The organism is Candidatus Thiodiazotropha endolucinida (assembly GCF_001715975.1).
Lineage (GTDB): Bacteria > Pseudomonadota > Gammaproteobacteria > Chromatiales > Chromatiaceae > Thiodiazotropha > Thiodiazotropha endolucinida.
Map to the genome: position 1 here is coordinate 20851 of NZ_MARB01000026.1, position 22615 is coordinate 43465.

Annotated in this window: 14 protein-coding genes; 5 read left to right on the forward strand and 9 right to left on the reverse strand. The window is 49.7% G+C overall.

Annotated elements, in window-relative coordinates:
* Positions 1 to 13: 13 nt before the first annotated feature.
* The 3 genes from nhaA to phaE form a co-directional block, all read right to left on the reverse strand.
* Positions 14 to 1231: a Na+/H+ antiporter NhaA gene (gene nhaA, locus CODIS_RS17470; RefSeq protein ID WP_069127461.1), complete on the reverse strand. Its 1218-nt coding sequence runs from the start codon at positions 1229 to 1231 to the stop codon at positions 14 to 16.
* A 596-nt stretch (positions 1232 to 1827) separates the two neighbouring features.
* The gene (locus CODIS_RS17475) at positions 1828 to 2895 is read right to left on the reverse strand and encodes a class III poly(R)-hydroxyalkanoic acid synthase subunit PhaC (RefSeq protein ID WP_069127463.1); all 1068 of its coding nucleotides are present in this window, start codon (positions 2893 to 2895) and stop codon (positions 1828 to 1830) included.
* A gap of 107 nt (positions 2896 to 3002) precedes the next feature.
* Positions 3003 to 4073 (reverse strand): class III poly(R)-hydroxyalkanoic acid synthase subunit PhaE, encoded by a 1071-nt coding sequence (gene phaE, locus CODIS_RS17480; protein WP_069127466.1) that lies wholly within the window; start codon positions 4071 to 4073, stop codon positions 3003 to 3005.
* 299 nt (positions 4074 to 4372) lie between these two features.
* Here phaE and CODIS_RS17485 point away from each other — a divergent pair, with 299 nt between their 5' ends.
* A complete protein-coding gene (locus tag CODIS_RS17485; RefSeq protein ID WP_069127469.1) occupies positions 4373 to 5557 on the forward strand; it encodes an acetyl-CoA C-acetyltransferase in 1185 nt (394 codons plus the stop codon).
* A gap of 20 nt (positions 5558 to 5577) precedes the next feature.
* Here CODIS_RS17485 and CODIS_RS17490 read toward each other — a convergent pair whose 3' ends face one another.
* Complete coding sequence (locus CODIS_RS17490) at positions 5578 to 5793, reverse strand: hypothetical protein (protein WP_069127476.1); 216 nt, start codon at positions 5791 to 5793, stop codon at positions 5578 to 5580.
* Between CODIS_RS17490 and phaR the strand changes: the two genes are divergently transcribed.
* The 4 genes from phaR (at position 5792) to CODIS_RS17515 (ending at position 8682) form a co-directional block, all read left to right on the forward strand.
* The gene (phaR, locus tag CODIS_RS17495; RefSeq protein ID WP_069127480.1) at positions 5792 to 6247 is read left to right on the forward strand and encodes a polyhydroxyalkanoate synthesis repressor PhaR; all 456 of its coding nucleotides are present in this window, start codon (positions 5792 to 5794) and stop codon (positions 6245 to 6247) included. The two genes, CODIS_RS17490 and phaR, sit on opposite strands and share 2 nt — an antisense overlap.
* 194 nt (positions 6248 to 6441) lie before the next feature.
* Entirely contained in the window at positions 6442 to 6813 is a 372-nt protein-coding gene (locus CODIS_RS17500) for a phasin family protein (RefSeq protein ID WP_069127482.1), read from the forward strand.
* A 248-nt stretch (positions 6814 to 7061) separates the two neighbouring features.
* Positions 7062 to 7811 (forward strand): acetoacetyl-CoA reductase, encoded by a 750-nt coding sequence (phbB, locus tag CODIS_RS17510; protein ID WP_069127487.1) that lies wholly within the window; start codon positions 7062 to 7064, stop codon positions 7809 to 7811.
* 670 nt (positions 7812 to 8481) lie between these two features.
* A complete protein-coding gene (locus tag CODIS_RS17515) occupies positions 8482 to 8682 on the forward strand; it encodes a DUF2905 domain-containing protein (RefSeq protein WP_069127490.1) in 201 nt (66 codons plus the stop codon).
* 42 nt (positions 8683 to 8724) lie between these two features.
* Here the strand turns inward: CODIS_RS17515 and CODIS_RS17520 are convergent, their stop codons facing one another.
* The 5 genes from CODIS_RS17520 to CODIS_RS17540 form a co-directional block, all read right to left on the reverse strand.
* Positions 8725 to 9423 carry a hypothetical protein gene (locus CODIS_RS17520; protein ID WP_235615271.1) on the reverse strand — a complete coding sequence of 233 codons (699 nt, stop codon included), beginning with the start codon at positions 9421 to 9423 and terminating at the stop codon, positions 8725 to 8727.
* Between the two features lie 86 nt (positions 9424 to 9509).
* A complete protein-coding gene (gene lpdA, locus CODIS_RS17525; protein WP_069127495.1) occupies positions 9510 to 11645 on the reverse strand; it encodes a dihydrolipoyl dehydrogenase in 2136 nt (711 codons plus the stop codon).
* Between the two features lie 393 nt (positions 11646 to 12038).
* The gene (locus CODIS_RS17530; RefSeq protein WP_162420276.1) at positions 12039 to 13388 is read right to left on the reverse strand and encodes a TolC family outer membrane protein; all 1350 of its coding nucleotides are present in this window, start codon (positions 13386 to 13388) and stop codon (positions 12039 to 12041) included.
* 465 nt (positions 13389 to 13853) lie between these two features.
* Positions 13854 to 21680, reverse strand: a complete 7827-nt coding sequence (locus tag CODIS_RS17535) for a retention module-containing protein (protein WP_069127500.1) — start codon at positions 21678 to 21680, stop codon at positions 13854 to 13856.
* 175 nt (positions 21681 to 21855) lie between these two features.
* Complete coding sequence (locus CODIS_RS17540) at positions 21856 to 22614, reverse strand: response regulator transcription factor (RefSeq protein WP_154723190.1); 759 nt, start codon at positions 22612 to 22614, stop codon at positions 21856 to 21858.
* Between the last annotated feature and the right edge of the window lies 1 nt (position 22615).

A 22615-nucleotide genomic window follows, 5' to 3' on the forward strand; every position in this document is an offset into this window, starting at 1 on the left:
AGAGTTGATCGCTCTATAAAGAGGCTTCGCGGTTCGATGGATTGAATATCCTCAATATCAGATATCCGATGACCGCGGAGAGACCGGAACCGAGCAATATGCCGAGCCGGTCACCCATGATAATACTGCTTGTTCCACCCTGTTCAAATGCCAGCGAGGCGATAAAGAGGCTCATGGTGAAACCGATTCCGCACAAAATTGTGGTGGCGTAAAAACCCGACCAGCTGGCCCCGTTCGGCAGTTTGGCAAAGCCAAGCATGATGGCAACGCCGCAAAACAGCATGATGCCAATCTGCTTGCCAACAAAGAGTCCCGCCGCGATACCCAAGGGTATGGGTTCCAGCAGAGCATCAAAGGTTAAACCTGACAAAGAAACACCTGCATTGGAAAATGCGAACAGGGGTACAATCAACAGTGCCACCCATTGATGCAGCCCATGCTCCACCTCGCGGAGAGGTGAACGATCGCTGTTTTTAGGATCTTTGATAGGAATCATGAGTCCGATAATCACACCGGCCAGGGTGGCATGTACACCCGATTTCAATACAGCCACCCAGAGAATCACACCGACCATCACATAGGCTGAGACCCGGGAGACATGCAGCATATTCAGGACAAAGAGGACGACGATTGACACCAGGGCGATAATCAGACTGGCAAACGAGAGGTCTGCAGTGTAAAAAATAGCGATGATGATAATTGCACCCAGATCATCAAAAATCGCCAGCGCCATTAAAAAGACCCGAAGTGAAACAGGTACACGTTTCCCCAATAGAGATATGACTCCAAGTGCGAAGGCTATATCCGTGGCGGCGGGAATTGCCCAGCCATTCAATGCTACCGGATCACTTTGATTCAGCCAGTAGTAGATGGCAGCCGGGACCAGCATGCCGCCGATAGCACCCAATCCGGGTAGAATGATCTGATCGAGACGGGAAAGTTCACCTTCAAGAAACTCGCGCTTCACTTCGAGTCCGATCAACATGAAGAATACGGCCATTAAACCGTCGTTGATCCATAACAACAGCGGTTTTGCGAGTTGCAGCTCACCGATACGAATCTCAACCGGTGTATCCAGTAACGCATCATAGAACCAACTCAAAGGCGAGTTCTCGAGTATCATCGCCAAGATGGCGGCAAATATCAGAAGGATTCCGCTGGAGGAATCCTGACGCATGAAATCCTGCAGCCACTTCGATATTTCTGATGAGTACTCTCGCTCTTTTTCCATATACCGTCGCTTCCCCTAGGGCCTGTTAACACTATTCCAATTGGCCCTGTTGTGCCTGAAAAAGCGCCAATCAAGGCGCACCCCAAGGGCACTTCCTTCGGGGCGCAACCCGAAGGGCTGGGGCTATTTTTCCGCCCAGCGGCGTTATCATTCGCTCATGTAGCATAACTACACCTCGCTCATTCTGCCTTGCTGGGCAAAAAAATAGTCCCAGCAGGGCCGATTGGATTAGTGTTAACAGGCCCTAGGATGTAGATTCTTGCAAAATCCTGAATTCAGCTTGTGAAAAACAAGGTTATCAAATAAACAGACAATATATCTCTCACGATTAAATGCTCAGCCGCATGACGCCATACCATGTCAACATCCGCTGATTCATCCATTTATACTATCACTACTCCAGCATAAAATGATCTACAGCTCATAGGTGTTTATGTCGCATTAGTAGCGATATTTATTCAATAACAACGAATGGTGCCTACCGCTAAATCAAGTACACTTCAAAAAATCTCTATCGAGCAAAAAAAAGGGGTGCCTGGCGGCACCCCTAAAAAACCGGTAGAGACTACCGGCGGAGGATCATACTGTTGCGACGGTCAGGAACGCTCATCCAGCCACTTACCGATTGCCGGCGGCACCTGCTTTTGCGCCTTTCCGCTGACATAGATACCGATGTGTCCACCCGGGAAGGAGAGCTCGGTGTAGTCCTTGCTGCCGGTCAGGTTGCGCAGTGCACGAGAGGAATCGGGCGGCACCAGGTGGTCCTGTTCGGCATAGATATTAAGTACGGGACAGGTAACGTTCCTCAAATCTACCGGGCGATCACCTATCGTCACACCGCCCTCCAGAAAACCGTTTTTCTGATAAAAATCCTTCACGAATTGCCTGAAAGTCTCACCCGCCTGATCCGGGCTGTCGAAGATCCATTTTTCCATGCGCAGGAAGTTTTTCAGTTTATCCTCATCCTCCAACACATCCACCATACTCAGATATTTCTGGCCGGTGAGGCTGAAAGGCTTGAGTGAGAGAAAAGTCCAGTTCAGGAGTTCACCCGGCACATTGCCCAGGGTGTCGATCAACAGATCCACATCCATTTGCTGAACCCACGCGGAGAGCATATTGTCAGGGGTCTGAAAATCGACCGGCGTGACCATGGTAATCAGATTTTTGACTTTGTCGGGATGCAGTGAGGTGTAACAGAGGCTGAAAGCACCACCCTGACAGATCCCCAGAATATTGATCTTATCGAGTTTATGGCGCTTACGGATCACATCCACACAACGGTTCAGATAGCCGTTGATATAGTCATCCATGGTCATTGCACGATCCGCTTCATCGGGATATCCCCAATCTATCAGGTAGACATCCTGTCCCGCGGCAAGGAGATTACGCACGGTCGAACGATTCTCCTGAATATCCGTCATATAGGGGCGGTTTACCAATGCATAGACAATCAATGTCGGTACGGAGCTCTGTACTACATCGGCAGGTGACTCATAGCGATAGAGCCGTAATTTATCTTCCCGATAGACCTCTACTTTGGGTGTGACACCGGTATCGATCTTCTCGGCATTCAAAAGATTTTCGACCCCTTTACCCAGCTTGCGGCTGTAGTCATACATCTCTTCGGCCAACTGATCGGGGCGTATGTTAAATGGTTGCACGTCTATTCTCCTCAAGTCCTAGATCTGCTCGCTACAGCATTTCAGCAAACAGGCCATTTGTTCATTTCACACGGGTGAATCCACTAACGCATGTCACTGCAGTCAGCCTAGTTCTTCTTGGCAGCCGCCTTCTTTTTCGCAACAGCCTTTTTCTTCGGCGTGGAGCTCCGCTTGGTCGGTGCAGTTTGTTGCTTGTTGGTGGCAAGACTACGCAGTTCGATCATCTGCTCTTTCAACAGTTCGATCTCGGCATGCATTGCCTTACTTTCACGGCGTGATTCCTGGAGTCTGTCCTGCAGGGTTCGCAGCTCTCTGCGGGTTGGCATATTCATGCCACCCAGTGCCTCATCCACCAGCTGTCCAAGCTTATGCTTCAGCGCCATCAGGCTGTTGACCAGGCGACCGTGAATTTTGGCGTACTCAGGCGTCATCACCTGTTCACCATAGACCTCCTCACTGCTTCCAACCCAGAGATCATAGAGTCCACGCGCGCTATCCACCTGATTGCCTTCATCAATCAACGCATCGATCTTCTCTTTCAATCGATTCGCCGAAAGCATGCCCAGGTTGGAAAAGAATCCCATGTACTCACCCAGGCAACGCTGGTATTCAACCACTCGCTGCGTCAGTTGCTTATACTGTCTCTCCTCTTCACGGGTGTAGCCGAGACCGGGAGCGCTGAGAAAGCGGTCCAGATCACCCGTATGAGGCATATTGCGCAGTAGGTCACCAGGCATCAGCGACAGTGAGGAGATCATGCGCTGCCAGTTGTCCATCGGCATTTCCCAGAACGCCATCATCTTATGTAACGCGTCATCACCCGCAGACTCGGTATTCCCGAAAATGCCCTCCATGTTTCCGCTGAACAGCTTCTGCAGGTCGGCGACCGTACGATTGGCCGTATCCATCCAGTCATTACTATGACCGGCATTCTTGTAATAGCCCTCTGCCATTCGGAAATAACTTTGGGTCTGTTCCATCATCTTGTTCATGAAATCACGGGTCATATCATTGGCCCCGGGTGACAGGCCCTGCCACCAATGCTCCATGGCACTCTCCAGGGGCGATTTTACCGGCTGCTTCATGCCCATTGCCTGACGGCTCATATCGGTCCAGGTTTCCCAGTATTTCTGCTGGGTCTTCATCCAGTCCTCGTTCCAGAATGCAGATTCACTCATGGTCTAGTCCCGTGTTTGCGACGCAGTGTCGATTAATATCATTGATTGAATGTGTCGAAGTAAGGCCCGGTTGAGTCCAGATAGCCAAACGGCCATCCCAGACATAACAAAACCTAAACTCGACACTCATGCCTAAATAAGCTAGCAATAAAATTTGTGCGCTGCAACATTTTTTGCTACAACTTAGGCGGCATTCAGCATTCAGATACCCAGAAAGCTGATGTGAAACGCCATTCGGTGTCCGTTTTGAGCCTTATGACGGGCCATTCAATAAACATAAAACATGAGGATTACCCAACGTGAGTGAGAATATCGTCATCGTCGGCGCAGCCCGAAGCGCCATCGGTTCGTTTGGTGGCAGCCTGGCCGGTATACCTGGCCATCAGCTGGGAGCATCTATTATCAAGGGACTGCTTGAGCGTACCGGTGTCGGGCCGGAACAGGTGGATGAAGTGATTCTTGGCCAGGTCCTGACCGCAGGAACCGGACAGAATCCCGCCCGTCAGGCAGCTATCGCGGCCGGATTGCCCGTTGAAACATCAGCCCTGACCATCAACAAAGTCTGTGGCAGCGGCCTAAAAGCTGTACATTTAGCTATGCAGGCCGTGGCTTGCGGTGATGCCGACATCGTCATTGCCGGAGGTCAGGAAAACATGAGCATGGCGCCCCATCTACTCCCCAATTCACGCAATGGCAGTAAAATGGGCGATTGGAAAATGATCGACAGCATGATCGTCGATGGCCTTTGGGACGCATTCAACAACTATCACATGGGCACCACAGCCGAGAATATTGCAGGTAAATTCAATCTCAGCCGTGAAGATCAAGATGCCTTTGCCGCTGCATCGCAACAGAAGGCGGAGGCGGCACTGAATGAGCGTGTATTCGCTGATGAGATCATTCCTATCGAAATCCCACAACGCCGAGGAGATCCCATCGTCTTCGATCGTGATGAGTTTCCGCGTCCGGGCACTACGGCCGAGTCTCTCGGCAAACTGCGCCCTGCCTTTTCTAAGGAAGGCAGCGTCACTGCAGGTAACGCCTCCGGAATCAACGATGGGGCTGCTGCTGTCATGGTGATGAGCGAGACCAAGGCAAAAGCGCTGGGGCTCACACCAATGGTACGGGTCGTCGCCTTTGCATCGGCCGGTGTCGATCCCTCAATCATGGGCACCGGTCCCATTCCCGCCTCTACCAAGTGTCTGGACAAGGCGGGGTGGAAGGTCGATGACCTCGACAGGATCGAGGCAAACGAAGCCTTTGCGGCCCAGGCCATGTGTGTAAATCAGGAGATGGGCTGGGATAGCTCGAAAGTGAATGTCCACGGTGGCGCCATTGCCTTGGGACACCCGATTGGGGCATCCGGCTGCCGTGTGTTGGTCACCCTGTTGCATGAGATGAAGCGCAGCGACTCCCAAAAAGGCCTCGCAACCTTGTGTATCGGGGGTGGCCAAGGTGTCGCCATGGCGGTCGAAAAAGTCTGAATCAAGCCTGAAAATGCGGGTTATTGCTGAAAAAAGCGGTTTTTAATCTGCAAATGGGTTGGGTATGGCAGGAACCATATCCAACCCATATTCAGTTCCGGCACACCAGTCCCGAGAGCCTGAATAAGTGGTTTTACCGCTGATTTCCACACTTTCAGTGCCTCATTTAATATTCTCGGTGCCTTGTTTGAGGTAAACTGGTCGCCAACGATATCCAGGAACAGTTGCAGGGTCATGTCTGAGCGCATCATAAAGAAATATCCCAACCGTCGGTTGTACGATACTGAACAAAGCAAATACATCACATTGACGCAGCTCCGCCAACTGATCATCAGCGGTGAATCGATCAAAGTCGTGGATTCCACCTCCGAGGAGGACATAACACGCAATATCCTGCTACAGATAATCCTGGAGACGGAATCTGGCGGTCAGCCCCTATTCACCGCCAACATGCTTTCCCAGATCATCCGTTTCTATGGCGGCACCCTGCAAGGGATTTTCGGCAACTATTTGGAGCAGAGCCTTGGGCTCTTTACAGCGCAGCAGGAGCAGCTAAAAAATAATCTGGGCGAAGACCCGTTTACTGCGATGACAAATCTGGCCCAGAGCAATATGAAAATGTGGACCGATTTGCAGAAAGATTTTTTGACAGCCGCAGGTTTTCCCAACACAAAAAAAGAAGATTCCTAGTATCCCCCCCTTAAATTACACCATAACTTCTTGATATTAATAGTATTAGTCAAGATCCTCATAGGCATACCCAAGAAATCGCATGAAAAACAGAAAATTTGTGCGGTGCACAAATTTCTCTTGACAGCCGCTTTCCAGTGGACTATGCTGCACTGCAACAATGCTGCAATGCACAACCAACAGGAGCATATATCATGGCTAAAGCGAAAGAGAACATCGAGATGATGAGTGATTTAAACACAGCCGGTTACGAGAGTTTCCGTCAGCTGAGCGACATCAGCCTGAAGGCTTGGAATCAGGTTATGGAAGCTCAGATGAACACCCTGAATACCCTCATGAACACCAGCATGGAACAACTGAAGCTTGTTTCCGAAGCCAAAGACTACCAAGAGGTCGTCCGTGGTCAGATGGATCTTTCCCGTAAACTGGGTGAAGACCTGATGAGCAAGACCCGCGAGGCTGTCGAGCTGAGCCAGAAGACCGGCGAAGAGGTCCGCGGCTGGTATGAGAGCAACCTGGCAACCGCAAACGAAAAGATCAGCAAAGTCGCTGAGAAGGCCGCTTAATCGCGCCATTGCTTGATTGACCTATCGATAACCGGCGGCCCTGCCGCCGGTTTTTCATTAACCTGAATCTGTAGCTTGATCGGTGATGAAGCATGCAGGCACCTGATTCGACTACAGGGATAATGTTGCAGGAAGAACGGCTTAATCAGATTGAATTGGGATTTTTTTGCCAGAGCGGTCAATTAGTTGAATAACGCTAACTGGTCACTCTAGAGATTTAGGCTACCAGACATTGAGGAAGTATAAGAATGAGCTGTAAAGATAAACTCGCTGTAGTCACTGGTGGTATGGGCGGTATCGGTACCGCAATCTGTTTACGTCTCGCCCGGGAAGGGGCAAAAGTCGTCGCCACCTGCCATCCATCGGAAGTGGACCAGGTGGATAGCTGGGTAGAGAAACAGAAGGATCAGGGTGCGGAAGTTGATGTTATTGCTGGAGATGTTTCCACCTCTGAGGGTGGGTCCGCTTTGATGAGTGAGATTGTCGAAAAATACGGTTCGGTGGATATCCTGGTCAACTGTGCCGGTATCACCCGGGATTCGACCATGAAAAAGATGACCTCTGAGCAGTGGGATGCAGTCATCGATACCAATTTGAGCAGTGCCTTCTATGTTACCAGTCCAGTCTGGAACGGCATGATCGAACGTGGATTCGGCCGGGTCATCAATATCTCTTCTGTGAACGGTCAGAGGGGACAATTCGGTCAAGCCAACTACTCTGCAGCCAAGGCGGGTATGCATGGTTTTACCATGGCACTGGCCTACGAAGGTGCAGCAAAGGGTGTGACGATCAATACAATTTCACCCGGCTATATCGAAACCGCGATGACCGCAGCAATGCGGGATGACGTTCGCGACGCCATAATCAGTGGTATACCCATGCGGCGCATGGGGCAGCCAGAGGAGATCGCCCATGCCGTGGCCTTCCTCGCAGACGACTCGAGTACCTATATCACCGGCGCCAATCTGCCTGTCAATGGCGGCCTGTTTATCCATTAATCATATCACTTCTCCCTCAAGTGATCTTTCCTACCCGGCATCCCCTGCCGGGTTTTTTTTTTAAAAGCAGGTAACAATTCATCCGACAGTTTGAATCGGAAGCGGTAACCAGCCGGAATATTGAAGAAATCAGGTGGAAGGATTGGTCTCGTCTGAATCGTCAGCCGTTTTTGACGCTCAGCAGTAACGACCGGCACACCAAGTTACTCGCCATGCCATGAGGGAAGTCCGGTTTCAAGTGATCGGATGACATCAAGGTCGGCCAAAGCGTGCTCAAAACCTGATATCGTAGGGATCACTATCAAATGGATCAGGCCATGCAGGATCTTCAGGCCATGTATTCAGCTGTTCTCGTAGTTTCAACATGCCGCTGCTCCGCGATTAACCTCTTACTAAAATACATGCAATATAATTGCCAAAACAGTAATCCTTTGATTTATTGCCTGCTTATACGAGATTGCTGAAGATTTTCTAACTGCTTTGTAAAGAAAATCGACGGTGACGCCATTAAAAAAATCGCAGATTCGTTAATATTCAACAAAATTTCGCTATCTTATTGATTGAAATGCAATCCGATTTTGATCAGGTCTGTCAAACTAACCGACACCTTATGTGAACTACAAAATGTCGGATTTCTGGAATAAAACGAGTGAAGGATCGGTGAGTGACAATGCAAAAGTTCCTGTTTGGATTGGCGATAACCGCACTCTTGTTAGGTCTGCTTTGGCCATGGATCGATAAAATCCCTTTTGGACGATTACCGGGTGATATTGTGGTGGAGCGGGAAAACTTTCGTTTCTACCTCCCCTTAACCAGCATGCTGCTGGTAAGCGCACTGATCACTCTTATTTTATGGCTGATTCGCCGCTAGGGATTTTCACACCCTATTGCCTGTCAACACTAAAATCTCTGATTATTCACAGGCACTGAAGTAGTCAGAGTCATCGACCAGTGCATCACGACATTGCGCGCTTGCATAGGTGAATCCGCCTGGAACACTGTGCATGTCCTGCTGTTCCATTGAGATCAACTGGCTCGCTGCATTGCAAGCCTCTCTTGATGCGCATTGATTATCACTGCCACATACCTTGTCATGCAGTTTTTCACAGGGTGTCTCATGCCCGGATGAACGTCTATCGCAGGCCTGAAAAAAGGTCTCATTTCCCAATGCTTCAAGGCATTGTGTAGAGCTTTCAAGAATAACACCTGACCAACTGCTGCTCAGCTCAGTACGCTCCATCGCAAACAGTTGGCGTGCGGGATCGCATGCGGGACTGGAATCGCACTCATTGTGCATACCGCAAACTTTTTTCACCAACTGCATGCAGGCTGCATTCAGGCGATCTCGCTCCTGTTCCCGCTGAGCATCGATAATGACACGGTCTTTGACGACAACACCATCGCGTACAATGATTACTGCCCCGTTGTCGAGTTTGTGTACTCCATCCCATAGTGGGGTGGTCTCTCCCCCCGCGGTGCGGGACACCTTATTGGTATCCGAATCGATGGAAATATGGCTGCCATCCTGTAGTTGACCTTGCCACGATGAGGTATCGGCAATTACCGCAAGAGGCAATATACAAAAAACTGTGATGATGTGGCGCAACTGCATGCTACTCACCCTTCGCAATTCATCTATTTCAGCATCAGAATATCATAATTTTTCCCTTAAGCTGAGTGGTTCGAACAATCCCCCCATTACCCCCTTCGCCAGGCATGGTATTGCTCCACCCATGACAAAAGCTTTTCCGGCTTATGGGCACGTTTCCAGGCTCCGGCGGCATATTTGTTGGCCTCGAACAGCGTCGGGTAGATATGAATCGTGCCGAGTATCTTGTTCAAGCCAAAGCCGTGTTTCATGGCTGCTGTGAATTCTCCGATCAGTTCACCTGCATTCTCGCCCACGATAGTTGCCCCAAGCACCCGGTCCTTGCCGGGTGGCGTCAGTACCTTCACCATACCGCGGGTCTCACCTTCCGCAATCGCCCGATCCAATTCGGAAAGATCAAATTTCGTTACCTCGTACTCGATACCCTCCTGATTCGCCTCCTGCTCATTGAGCCCCACCCGTGCCACCTCCGGATCGGTAAAGGTCGCAAACGGGATCACCGAGTAGTCCACCTTAAAGCGACGAAATATCCCAAACAGGCTGTTCACTGCCGCGTACCAAGCCTGATGGCCGGCGGTATGGGTGAACTGGTATGGACCCGCCACATCACCACAGGCATAGATAGTTGGAATAGATGTCTGGAGGTACTCATCGGTCTCAATGGTACCGTTCGGGTTGAGTGCCACATTCAACTCCTCGAGGCCGAATCCGCCGGTATTGGGTTTCCGGCCGACGGCAACCAGCACCTGATCGAACGGCACTTTTTTCTGTGTGTCATTGTGTTCACAGATCAATAAGTTTTCACCCTCCTCTTTGACGAATTCCACCGCCTTGTGCCCAACCAGCAGGTTGATGCCCTCCTCCTTGAATTGTTGTGTCACCAGATCCGCCACATCTTCATCCTCTCGTATCATCAACCTGGGCATCATTTCGACAATGGTGACCCTGCTGCCGAACCGGGCAAAGGCCTGAGACAACTCGCATCCTATCGGACCGCCCCCCAATACCAGCAGTCTTTCGGGCAGTTCGCGCATTTTCCAAAGATTGTCCGAGGTAAGGTAATCGAATTGATCAATACCGCTTATCGGTGGCACGAAGGGGCCGGCACCAGTGGCAACGATGATATGAGGGGTTCGAATTTCTATACCGTTGACCTCCACGCTGTAGGGTGATGTGATACGCGCCTCACCCTCGATGACCTCCACACCGAGCCCCGTATAGCGTTCCACGGAGTCGTGAGGCTCAACCTCCTTGACGACTCTTTGCACCCGTTCCATGATGTTGCTGAAGTTGTACTTGACATCGATGGCATCAAAGCCCCACTCCTGAGCCCTGCGACTCTGACTCAGAATGCGCGCGCTACGGATCAGCGCCTTGGAAGGCACGCAACCTGTATTCAGGCAGTCACCCCCCATCTTGTGTTTTTCAATCAGCGTCACCCGCGATTTCACAGCCGCGGCTATATATGCCGAGACCAGTCCCGCGGAACCGCCTCCAATCACCACCAGGTTTTGATCGAATGCCTCCGGGCGTTCCCAATCCTTCAACGCCTTGCGCTGTTTTAACAATGTGACTAACTTTTTTGCCAGTAACGGAAAGAGTCCCAGCAACACAAAGGATCCGATCAAACCCGGTGAGAGAATTCCGGATGCCGAATCGAGAGTAGCGAGCTGTGTACCCGCATTTACATAGACCACTGTTCCAGCCAACATACCGACCTGGCTGACCCAATAGAAAGTCCAGGTGCGAATAGGCGTCAAACCCATCAACAGATTGATCACGAAAAATGGAAAAATCGGTACCAACCTCAGGGTAAAGAGATAGAAGGCGCCATCCTTCCGCATTCCCTCATTGATCGCCTTTAAACGGTCACCATAACGATCCTGCACCGTATCCTTAAGCAGAAAACGGGCAATCAGAAAGGCAAGCGTGGCACCGATAGTGGAGGCAAATGAAACCAGTACCAAGCCCCACAACAAGCCGAAAACCGCACCTATTGCCAAAGTCATGACAGCCGCACCGGGAAGTGACAGCGCAGTGACAGCCACATAAACGATAAAGAAAACCACTGTGGCCAGTAATGGGTTTGAATCCTTCCACGAGATGATTCCATCTCGTTGGGATTTCAGATAGTCGAGCGTCAGGACCTTGTCCAGATCAAACAGAAAAAAGGCGAACACCAGCAGTGCCACTAAGAGCAGGACGATCAGTTTACGGGGATCCATGGGCTTGTACCTTACTAAACAATATGCATTTTTTTTGATCTACGCTCTATCCTAGCAGATGGATTCAAAAGGGTTTGTATAGGATTTCAACAAATCTACAGCGAGTGACTACGAAAAATCGCGTATCCCAAAGTGGAGGGCAGACCAGCCTCAAATGCGGTGGGAAAGTGATTTGGTCGAAATCCGAAACTTACAATGCCGGGAAATGGATAGATGGATCAAGGAAGTTCTGAGCAAATCTGATCGAGTCAGAATGTGAACGGATATTCCTTGATCAAGGCGTCAATTGCATATCAAAGTCGGCCAATTACCAAGACTGATAAAAATAGAGGTGGCTTTTATTCAGCTGCAAGGCAACCGTCCATGGCTTATTCAGAGCTTCTTTGATTATTATTATTGTAGTGAAACCGGTTGTTCCAGGACCGACTTCAATGGAGCCACTTCATCCGAAACAGTGCTTTTATTGGCCACATCGCTATAGGCCTGGTGTAGCTTTTCACCATCTTCTACGGTCTCAGGTAGAGTTATGTCGAGATGTGCCTTCAACTTATTGATAGCTACAATCAGGCGATATTGGGAGAATATGTGATCGTACCAGGTCTTGGCTTTTTCTCTCTTTGCCTCATACAACTCATTCTCAGAGTCCAGTAAATCGAGCAATGAGCGCTTACCGAGGTTAAACTGCCTGGCATAGGCATCACGGGTCTTTTCACTGGCAAGTACATGTTCCTGTTGAAACACCAGTTGCTTTTGAGTGACATCATAGGCCGACCACGACAACCTGACGCTTTCCACAACCTGGCGATAGGTGTTGTTGCGAATCTCTTTGGCTTCGTTGACCAAATGGGCATTTTGCCTGTTACGTGCCCGATCCTTACCACCGGCAAACAAATTGTAACGCATCCGAGGCATTGCCGTGAGATCGTCATCACGCCCTTCCACGCCATCCAGATCATCACCGTATCTTGCCCCGAGTTCAAGATCCAGGCGCGGATAGTGAGCACTTTTGGATGCCTTGTATTGAGCCACAGCAGCAGTAACATCAGCGTTCGCTGATTTCAATGTCGGATGATTTTCAAGTGCAAGCTGTATGGCAGCATCCTGAGTTTGCGGCAGAATCTCATTCACCGCATCTATGGGTTCGAGCGCTTTCGGCAACAACCCTACCACACGTAGAAAGTTTGTTTCTGCGTCTTTGAGATTCACTTCGTCAGATAGCATATTTGCCGAGGCAGAAGCACGTCGACCCGTAATCTGTGCCAGGTCTGAAGTTCTGCCAACACCGGAATTGCTTCTCAGTTCCACCTGATCGTAGATTCTTGCATGGGCCTGTAGATTTTCCGATGAAAGCGCCATCAGATCCCGATGCAGAAGGACTTGTATATAGGTATCCACAGCTTTAAGTCCAAGTTTTTCACTGGCGCTCTCAAGCACTCTTCGCTGTGCTTCAACCCTGGCATTCTGACGATCCACCTCACTTTGAGTGGCAAATCCGTCAAACAACATTTGATTCAGCGTCAAACTGGCTTCTTTACGAGTCAGAGAGCGATAGTCATCACCGCTGGCCCGGGTCGTATTATTGTCAGTCCGCTCATACCCCGCTGCTGCATTCAAGTCGATAGACGGCATATAGCCAGATTTTGCCTGATCCAACTCTTCTAGACGGGATAGATGCTGGTTGGATTCCACCAGCACCTCAGGATTGGTTATGATTGCATGCTCCACCGCTGTACGCAGATCCAAAGCATATGCAGGACTAAAAAGAATAAAAAACAGGGCTGTGATACCAGACTTCACGAACAAGTTACCAACCATATGTACGTCAATATTTAAAATCATTTTTCAATTTTTGTGAACCAGTTAGCATTCAATATCGGCATATTAGCAGCTAACTTAAACGCTAGATTAAAGGTATTTCCATTGCGTGAAGCATAGTGGCGGCTGCGCTATCTTCCATCTTCAACAATCAATCCCTTTCGACTGTCAAATACCAAACCTTGTTTGCGCAAATCAGCATAACATGAAACATTTTTTATTTAAATACAATTAGTTACAATAATTTTGCAATCTACATACACGAATACCAATGATCAAGCTGTATGCTGTAAAACTATGTGAATTTTTATTTACACACCCTGCTACCCTCACAGCAAAAAAAGGGCCCGCATGGGGCCCTTAACTGTATAAATTCGATTCAGCTGTGACGGGTTAAAGAATCGTCACATTCACCTGGTCTTCTATCAACAGGGTCACGCTATCATCCGTATTGAGATATTCGATAAAGGTATGACCATTTTGGGTGACTGAATTACCCGATTCATGCCAATCGTTCGTCAGTTCCACACTGTCAGAGGTGTCACCCAGAACCTCCAGCAAATTATCATTGTCAGTCATAGTCAACACATCAGTGACACTCAGATTCAAGATGTCGTGATTGCCTACTGTGAGATCTATCCTCTCAATGTTTCTGATATTGGATATGCTACTGAAGTCAAGGTCATCGTTATCAGGTGCAATGAGTGTGTCGAAACCGGCATTCCCGGTGATTAGACTATCAGCAGAATCGAAGATCAGCGTATCATTTCCGCCGCCGCCGCGTAATTGGTCACTCCCTGACCCACCATCAAGAACATCATCGCCGCCACGACCTCGCAAGGTATCATTCCCTTCATATCCAGATAGATACTCATCTGCAGCAGTACCTCTCAAGATATCAGCAAGAGCCGATCCATCGATACTCTGGTAACCGCCGATTGTTATGGTCAGTGTCGCACTGGAAATATCACCATCCTCATCCGTAATCGAATAGCTGAAAGTATCAGTAATCGTATCCCCGGGGGCCAAATCATCTTTGGTATCACGGTTCAATTGGAAGGAGTAGGCGCCGCTGGAATCAACTGTCAGATTGCCATATGGGCTTGTTGTATCACCCCAGATCACATTGGATACGGATCCATCACCACCTGTTATGTTTGACACGCTCCCCGTAACCACGGGAAGAGTATCAGTGGAAACGATACTCCCCATGATCTCAAACGGATTCACCGCCTGTTCGTCTGTTCGAATGGTGGATACGATCTGACCATTGGCATCCATGAATCCATCCACTCTGACCTCATACTCCTGACCGCCAATGGAAAACGTCACCGCTTGAGCGGGCAACGTTATGATATCTCTTGGATCAGCACCGTTATTTGGTGTCTCATTATGATCCATCAAGACATCGAACTGTACTGTGGTTGGGATATCATTGACCACCACATCCATTTCAATGGTAAGAGTGACCTGATCCAGTGTGGATGAGTTGCTATATATAGGCCAGTTATTGTGCGAAAAATCCGCTAGCTTGAACGATTCCCCAATCAGCACACTTTCGCCACCCCCAGTAAATACTGGGTTGTCTACCAAACTATATCCTGATTGAGATCCACCACTTGGGACACTGCCCCATAACAGATTATCAATAAATCCGTCTGTATCCGTATCTTGCTGGGTCACATCTCCCGTGCCATTGATGAACACAGGATTGGTCCAACCAGCGGCGAGATTTTGTATTCCCAGTGAGTCAACTCCGATATATATATTGGCGGAAATATTACCTGCTTTTGGAGCATCATCTTCAAGCTGAATAGTAAGCGGTGCAGACACACTATCCGTACCATCATCTACAGTAACATCCACATCGAAAGAAATAACATCTTCCTGGCCGACAACCGGGTGATCCACCCTATCCGATAATGTAACAGTATAATTTCCAGCCTGATCTATGGATATGCGTAGAACTTCTGAACCTCCCGCAGAACCTATGAGCAAATCAGTCCCATCACCCGTCCAGGTTATGGGCTGACCATAAGATGTCATAGCGACTCCAGGCTCTGTCAATGACACGGTCAAGGTATCTCCTTCAGGATCACTTACAGACATACTACCGCTGTCAGTTACACTATCAGTTGTATCAGTTGGTGTGCCTGTGTTATCAGGCATTCCGTTAACCAAACCCTCTTCAGAAACCGCAGCTGTTGTAGGAGTTATTTCAGGTAGATCATTAACCTCTTTAACAGTGACCGTCACCGTGGCAGTATCAGTGCCACCGTTACCATCGTCGATGGTATAGGTGAAGGTGTCGGTGCCGTTGAAGTCTGGGTCCGGCGTGTATACTGGGTTACCTGATACCGGGTCGATTGCAACCGAGCCATTGGCACCTTGAGTGACCGCTGTCACGGTCAGCGTATCGCCATCCGGATCGCTGTCGTTCGGTAAAACATCGACAGTGACAGAAACATCCTCATCCGTATCAATAGCGTCATCCACAGCCACAGGGGCATCATTGACTGCACCCACGGTCACAGTGACGGTCGCGGTATCGGTGCCACCATTGCCATCGTCGATGGTGTAGGTGAAGGTATCGGTCCCATTGAAGTCTGGGTCAGGTGTGTAAACAGGGTTACCTGAAACAGGATCGATGGCAACCGAGCCATTGGTACCTTGAGTGACCGCAGTCACGGTCAGTGTATCGCCATCTGGATCACTGTCGTTCGGCAACACGTCAACGGTGACCGGGGTATCTTCGTTAGTGCCTACCGCATCATCAGTGGCGATCGGTGCATCATTCACCGCACCCACAGTGACTGTCACGGTCGCGGTATCGGTACCGCCATTACCGTCATCGATGGTATAGGTGAAGGTGTCGGTACCATTGAAATCTGCATCCGGCGTATAGATCGGATTACCACTGACTGGATCAATCATCACCATGCCATTGGTTCCCTGAGTCACAGCGGTGACTGTCAGCACATCACCGTCTGGATCACTGTCGTTCGGCAACACATCCACTGTAACAGGCGTATCTTCGTTAGTGCCGACTGCATCGTCGGTGGCAATCGGTGCATCGTTCACCGCACCCACAGTGACCGTCACCGTGGCGGTATCGGTCCCACCATTCCCGTCGTCGATGGTATAGGTGAAGGTATCGGTGCCATTGAAATCCGCATTCGGAGTATAGACTGGGTTGCCTGAAACAGGATCGATGGATACTGATCCATTTGTACCCTGAGTCACAGCAGTGATCGTCAGAGCATCACCATCCGGGTCGCTGTCATTGGGCAGTACATTGACTGTGACTGGAACATCCTCATCCGTTCCGATGCTGTCATCCACAGCCACAGGGGCGTCATTCACCGCACCCACAGTGACCGTCACGGTCGCAGTATCGGTACCGCCATTGCCATCATCGATGGTATAGGTGAAGGTATCCGTGCCATTAAAGTCTGGGTCAGGTGTGTAAACAGGATTACCTGATACCGGATCGATAGCAACCGACCCATTGGTACCTTGAGTGACCGCAGTCACGGTCAGTGTATCGCCATCTGGATCACTGTCGTTCGGCAACACGTCAACGGTGACCGGGGTATCTTCGTTAGTGCCTACCGCATCATCAGTGGCGATCGGTGCATCATTCACCGCACCCACAGTGACTGTCACGGTCGCGGTATCCGTCCCACCATTGCCGCCGTCGATGGTGTAGGTGAAGGTATCCGTGCCATTGAAATCCGCATTCGGTGTATAGATTGGGTTGCCTGAAACAGGATCGATGGATACCGATCCGTTTGTACCCTGAGTCACAGCGGTGACGGTCAGGGTGTCACCGTCTGGATCACTGTCATTGGGCAGTACGTCAACGGTGACTGGCGTATCTTCGTTGGTACCAACCGTGTCGACGGTAGCAATCGGTGCGTCATTCACGGCACCTACGGTCACAGTAACGGTCGCGGTATCGGTGCCACCATTGCCATCGTCGATGGTATAGGTGAAGGTATCGGTGCCATTGAAATCCGCATTTGGCGTATAGACCGGATTGCCTGAAACAGGATCGATAGCAACCGACCCATTGGTACCTTGAGTGACCGCTGTCACGGTCAGAGCATCACCATCCGGATCACTGTCATTGGGGAGTACGTCAACGGTGACCGGTGTATCTTCGTTCGTACCCACCGCATCATCAGTGGCAATCGGTGCGTCATTCACCGCACCCACGGTCACAGTAACGGTCGCGGTATCGGTCCCACCATTGCCGTCGTCGATGGTATAGGTGAAGGTATCGGTGCCATTGAAATCCGCATTCGGGGTATAGACTGGGTTGCCTGAAACAGGATCGATGGATACCGATCCGTTTGTACCCTGAGTCACAGCGGTGACCGTCAGCAAATCGCCATCCGGATCGCTGTCGTTCGGCAACACATCCACCGTTACAGGCGTGTCTTCGTTCGTACCCACCGCATCATCAGTGGCGATCGGTGCATCATTCACCGCACCCACAGTGACCGTCACCGTGGCTGTATCGGTCCCACCATTGCCATCGTCGATGGTATAGGTGAAGGTGTCGGTACCATTGAAATCTGCATCCGGTGTATAGATCGGATTGCCACTGACTGGGTCAATCGTCACAGTACCATTAGTTCCCTGGGTCACGGCTGTGACGGTCAGGGTGTCACCGTCCGGATCACTGTCATTGGGGAGTACGTCAACGGTGACCGGTGTATCTTCGTTCGTACCAACCGTATCATCGGTAGCAACCGGTGCATCATTGACTGCACCCACGGTCACAGTAACGGTCGCGGTATCGGTGCCACCATTGCCATCGTCGATGGTGTAGGTGAAGGTATCGGTCCCATTAAAGTCTGGGTCAGGTGTGTAAACCGGATTACCTGATACCGGATCGATAGCAACCGACCCATTGGTACCTTGGGTCACAGCAGTCACGGTCAGTGTATCACCATCCGGATCACTGTCATTGGGGAGTACGTCAACGGTGACCGGGGTATCTTCGTTCGTACCAACCGTGTCGTCGGTGGCGATCGGTACATCATTCACCGCACCTACTGTTACGGTCACCGTGGCTGTATCAGTCCCGCCGTTGCCATCATCGATGGTGTAGGTAAAGGTGTCCGTGCCGATATAATTCGTGTTTGGTGTATAAACCGGGTTGCCACTGATTGGATCTATGGTAACTGAGCCATTTGAGCCCTGGGTTATGGCGATAACTGTCAGCGCGTCACCGTCTGGATCACTGTCATTTGGCAGTACATTGACTGTGACTGGAAGATCCTCATCTGTTCCGATGCTGTCATCAACTGCCACTGGTGCATCATTGACTGCACCCACGGTCACAGTGACGGTCGCGGTATCCGTACCACCATTGCCATCATCGATGGTGTAGGTAAAGGTGTCCGTGCCGATGAAATTCGTGTTTGGTGTATAAACCGGGTTGCCACTGATTGGATCTATGGTAACCGAACCATTTGAGCCCTGGGTTATGGCGATAACTGTCAGCGCGTCACCATCTGGATCACTGTCATTTGGCAGTACATTGACAGTGACTGGAACATCCTCATCTGTTCCAATGCTGTCATCCACAGCCACAGGGGCATCATTGACTGCACCCACGGTCACAGTGACGGTCGCGGTATCCGTCCCACCATTACCGTCGTCGATGGTGTAGGTGAAGGTATCCGTACCGTTGAAGTCCGCATTCGGGGTATAGACCGGATTGCCACTGACCGGATCAATGGCAACACTACCGTTGGTACCCTGAGTCACGGTGGTGACAGTGAGGGTATCACCGTCTGGGTCACTGTCATTAGGCAGTACGTCAACGGTGACCGGGGTATCCTCGTTAGTCCCCACGGTGTCGTCGATTGCAACAGGCGCATCGTTTACACCACCTACAGTCACAGTCACCGTTGCTGTATCCGTACCACCATTGCCATCTGTAATTGTATAGGTAAAAGTATCGATTCCTGTAAAAGTCGGTGCTGGAGTATAAATAGGATTACCGGTAACCGGATCAATAGTGACTGATCCGTTAGTCCCTTGGGTGACCGAGGTGATGCTCAGCACATCTCCTTCCGGATCTGAATCATTTGTGAGTACATCAATAGTGATTGGAGTATTCTCATTTGTACTCGCGCTGTCGCCAATGGCAACAGGCCCATCATTTACACCTGCCACCGCAATCATTACTGTGGCTGTATCAAACCCCCCATTTCCGTCACTGACTGTATATGTAAAAGAGTCTGTCCCAGTAAAACCGGCATTGGGTGTATATTGATATGAGCCATTAGAATTTTGGACCAGCGTACCATTGGATGGCTGCGTGTTGCCTGTAACTAAGAGCCGATCTCCCTCTGGATCTGAGTCATTTCCGAGCACAAAAATACCTACCGGGGTATTCTCCTGAGTTGCGACTATGTCATTTTCTGCATCGGGTGGGTCATTAACAGGAATAACGTGGATTATGGAAACTGCGGTATCGCTATTGCCATCACCGTCATTAACTGTAATGTTGATAATACGATCAACTGTTTGTGGATAATCACTGGTATTAACAAAATGAATTGCTTGAAGGGCTTGTTCGTAATCCGCAAGACTTGCTGTGCCCGTTAATGTTACAGAGATATCATCAACTGTTGCTGTAATACCAATCGGCAGACCGCGCACGATCAACTGATCAAATGACTGATGATTGGTTAATATAATGGTTGCACTCTCGATATTTGTATCATCGACATCAGTAATAACGACATCTTCGTCTACAATCGATACTGCCGATCCATCCTCAATAAAGGTTGTTTCATAACCGTTTCCGGGCGCACTGCTGTCATCACTATCCAAATCGATTACCGCAACATCATTAACACCTACGACTTCTATGCGGGCAACTGCAATGTCGCTATCGAGTTCCCCATCATTCACCGTAACTTGTATGAGACGAGTCTCAGGAGATGGATTTTGGCTTGTATTCTCAAAAGTAATAGCTTGTATGGCGCTCTGATAGTCTGCCAAAGAAGCTTCACCACTGATTGTGATGGTATGGCCATCGACCACTGCTGACAGGCCTGCCGGCATATTGCCAAATGCCAGTACATCGCCCGATTGAGGGTTAGTCAATGTTACTGTTGCACTCTGTAATGTCTCATCATCAACATCCGATACTGCAGCATCAAAATCGGCAATTGAGATTGCAGACTCACCTTCGGTGAAGATTGTCAGGTAATCATAACCACTGTCAGTCGAATCATTACTGTCGAGGTCTATAACTGGGGGATCATTGACCGCTTGAACTGTGATAGTTGTGACAGCCGTATTACTGTCAAACTCACCATCATTAACTGTCACTTCTATTATACGAGGTGTTTCATCAGGATTATCTGTAGTATTGATAAACCCGATATCGCGTATCGCCTGGGCATACACCTGCGGTGTAGCAGTGCCACTCAACAAAACAGTGATGACACCGGGCACACTACTGTCCACCTCAACATTCAAACCGGTAATCGCTGATACATCCAACTGATCGCCAAACTGAGCATTCGTCAGTACGATTCTTGCACTTTCCAGTACCGTGCCATCCGGATTGGAGACCTGGATATCCGCATCGGCGATGGGCAAAGGATCGCCATTCTCCGTAAAGTGGCTGAGATAGCCGACACCCACCTGTGAATTGTCGTCACCATCCAGATCAATGGTGGGCAGAAGGTCAATAATCGTTGACGACTCATCGGATTGGGCAAAACTGATTGTCAATCCTGCAGTTTCAAATCCGCTCTCGGGTGTTGTCTGAGCGCCTGTCCGTTCAACAGTGACAAAACTTGAACCTTCGTTGCCTGTTGGAGAATCACCAGGACCGGCAGCCGGCGCCTCTTGAATGGCTGTTGGGTCTTCACCCAACAAGATTGCCTGTTGAATTGCATCGATTGACGCTGCATATTCAGATCCATCCTCGGGAGTGGTTGTCTGGTAGACGTCGGCATCGAGCAGGCCCTGTGAATTACGGCCCAAGGTCAGGTTGCCACCGTCATTGAATACAATCTCGATGCTCCCGAGCTCGCCTGTCGCGATCTGTTCATCGGCAAAGACAAGGTCGCCAACCTGGAGAATTCTGGTAACGCCATCACTGCCGGTTGCCTTCACTTCACCAATTACCTGGCGAACGAAACCAATAACCTGTCCGGTTGTCTGGGTTGCTTGAATAGCCATCTTTGCCTCTACGATTCAGATCAATTTAGTTTGCTACGAGTATCAGGCAGATACACCTGGTCACCCTATCAGGGATAATTTTCGTAAAAAATCATCAGCTCGCCTATTGTACCTTGGTACAATATGTATCTTTTTGAATTAATTGAATATTTTTTGTAATTTATGGAAGCCGCGATCAACTATTGATCAACAGGCCAAGCTGGAGGCGATCTTTAGTCGATGTTTTCCTAAAAATAGAGCTGAGATGGGCTTTGACAGTTCTTTCAGTGATGTCGAGTTTTTTGGCAATCACCTTGTTACTATCTCCGGAACCTACTAGTTGCGCTATCTCACGCTCACGATCAGTTAGCTTTGACAGTGTTGATTCTCTATCCGATTCCCTTGCCTGATCTTCATCCTTGGGCGGACTTACCGAGCTCAACCTGCTCATCAGCTTGAATAACAGGCTTCGCCCCACCCATACTTCTCCCATCCGCACCAATTCAACAGCCTTGACCAGAAGCGCCTTGGAGATATAGCGATTGCAGTACCCTTTAACACCATGTGAGATCAGGTAGAGCCCTTCCTCATCATTTGGTATAGTTGAAAGAATAATAAAGGCGACATCTTTAAATCGCTGGCAGAGCAACTGTGGAATTTCCCGGTAGTCCTTGTTGAACAGTTCCAGATCAACGAGTACCACATCGGTCTGATAAGTTTTCAGGTTGCTGATCAGCATTTCGCGGGATGATACGACTGTTAGTTCCCCTACCTCACTCAGTGATTCATGCCAGCGTTTCGCAATGCCTTCATCCGGGCTGCAAAGCAGGATCTTATTGGTGATGGGAATGACCTTTTGTTGTGAATCGCCGCTCACATCAGCATTGCGATTTTCATTCCCATCTGAACCAATACCTGAAATCTCGTCAGTATTAGGATTGATCGATAACTGCATC

Excerpts from the sequence above, each read along its gene's own strand:
- nhaA (WP_069127461.1), bottom strand. The coding sequence starts at position 1,231 with ATGGAAAAAGAGCGAGAGTACTCATCAGAAATATCGAAGTGGCTGCAG.
- phaE (WP_069127466.1), bottom strand. The coding sequence starts at position 4,073 with ATGAGTGAATCTGCATTCTGGAACGAGGACTGGATGAAGACCCAGCAG.
- phaR (WP_069127480.1), top strand. The coding sequence starts at position 5,792 with ATGTCTGAGCGCATCATAAAGAAATATCCCAACCGTCGGTTGTACGAT.
- CODIS_RS17490 (WP_069127476.1), bottom strand. The coding sequence starts at position 5,793 with ATGACCCTGCAACTGTTCCTGGATATCGTTGGCGACCAGTTTACCTCA.
- CODIS_RS17500 (WP_069127482.1), top strand. The coding sequence starts at position 6,442 with ATGGCTAAAGCGAAAGAGAACATCGAGATGATGAGTGATTTAAACACA.
- phbB (WP_069127487.1), top strand. The coding sequence starts at position 7,062 with ATGAGCTGTAAAGATAAACTCGCTGTAGTCACTGGTGGTATGGGCGGT.
- CODIS_RS17515 (WP_069127490.1), top strand. The coding sequence starts at position 8,482 with ATGCAAAAGTTCCTGTTTGGATTGGCGATAACCGCACTCTTGTTAGGT.
- CODIS_RS17520 (WP_235615271.1), bottom strand. The coding sequence starts at position 9,423 with ATGCAGTTGCGCCACATCATCACAGTTTTTTGTATATTGCCTCTTGCG.
- lpdA (WP_069127495.1), bottom strand. The coding sequence starts at position 11,645 with ATGGATCCCCGTAAACTGATCGTCCTGCTCTTAGTGGCACTGCTGGTG.
- CODIS_RS17535 (WP_069127500.1), bottom strand. The coding sequence starts at position 21,680 with ATGGCTATTCAAGCAACCCAGACAACCGGACAGGTTATTGGTTTCGTT.
- CODIS_RS17540 (WP_154723190.1), bottom strand. The coding sequence starts at position 22,614 with ATGCAGTTATCGATCAATCCTAATACTGACGAGATTTCAGGTATTGGT.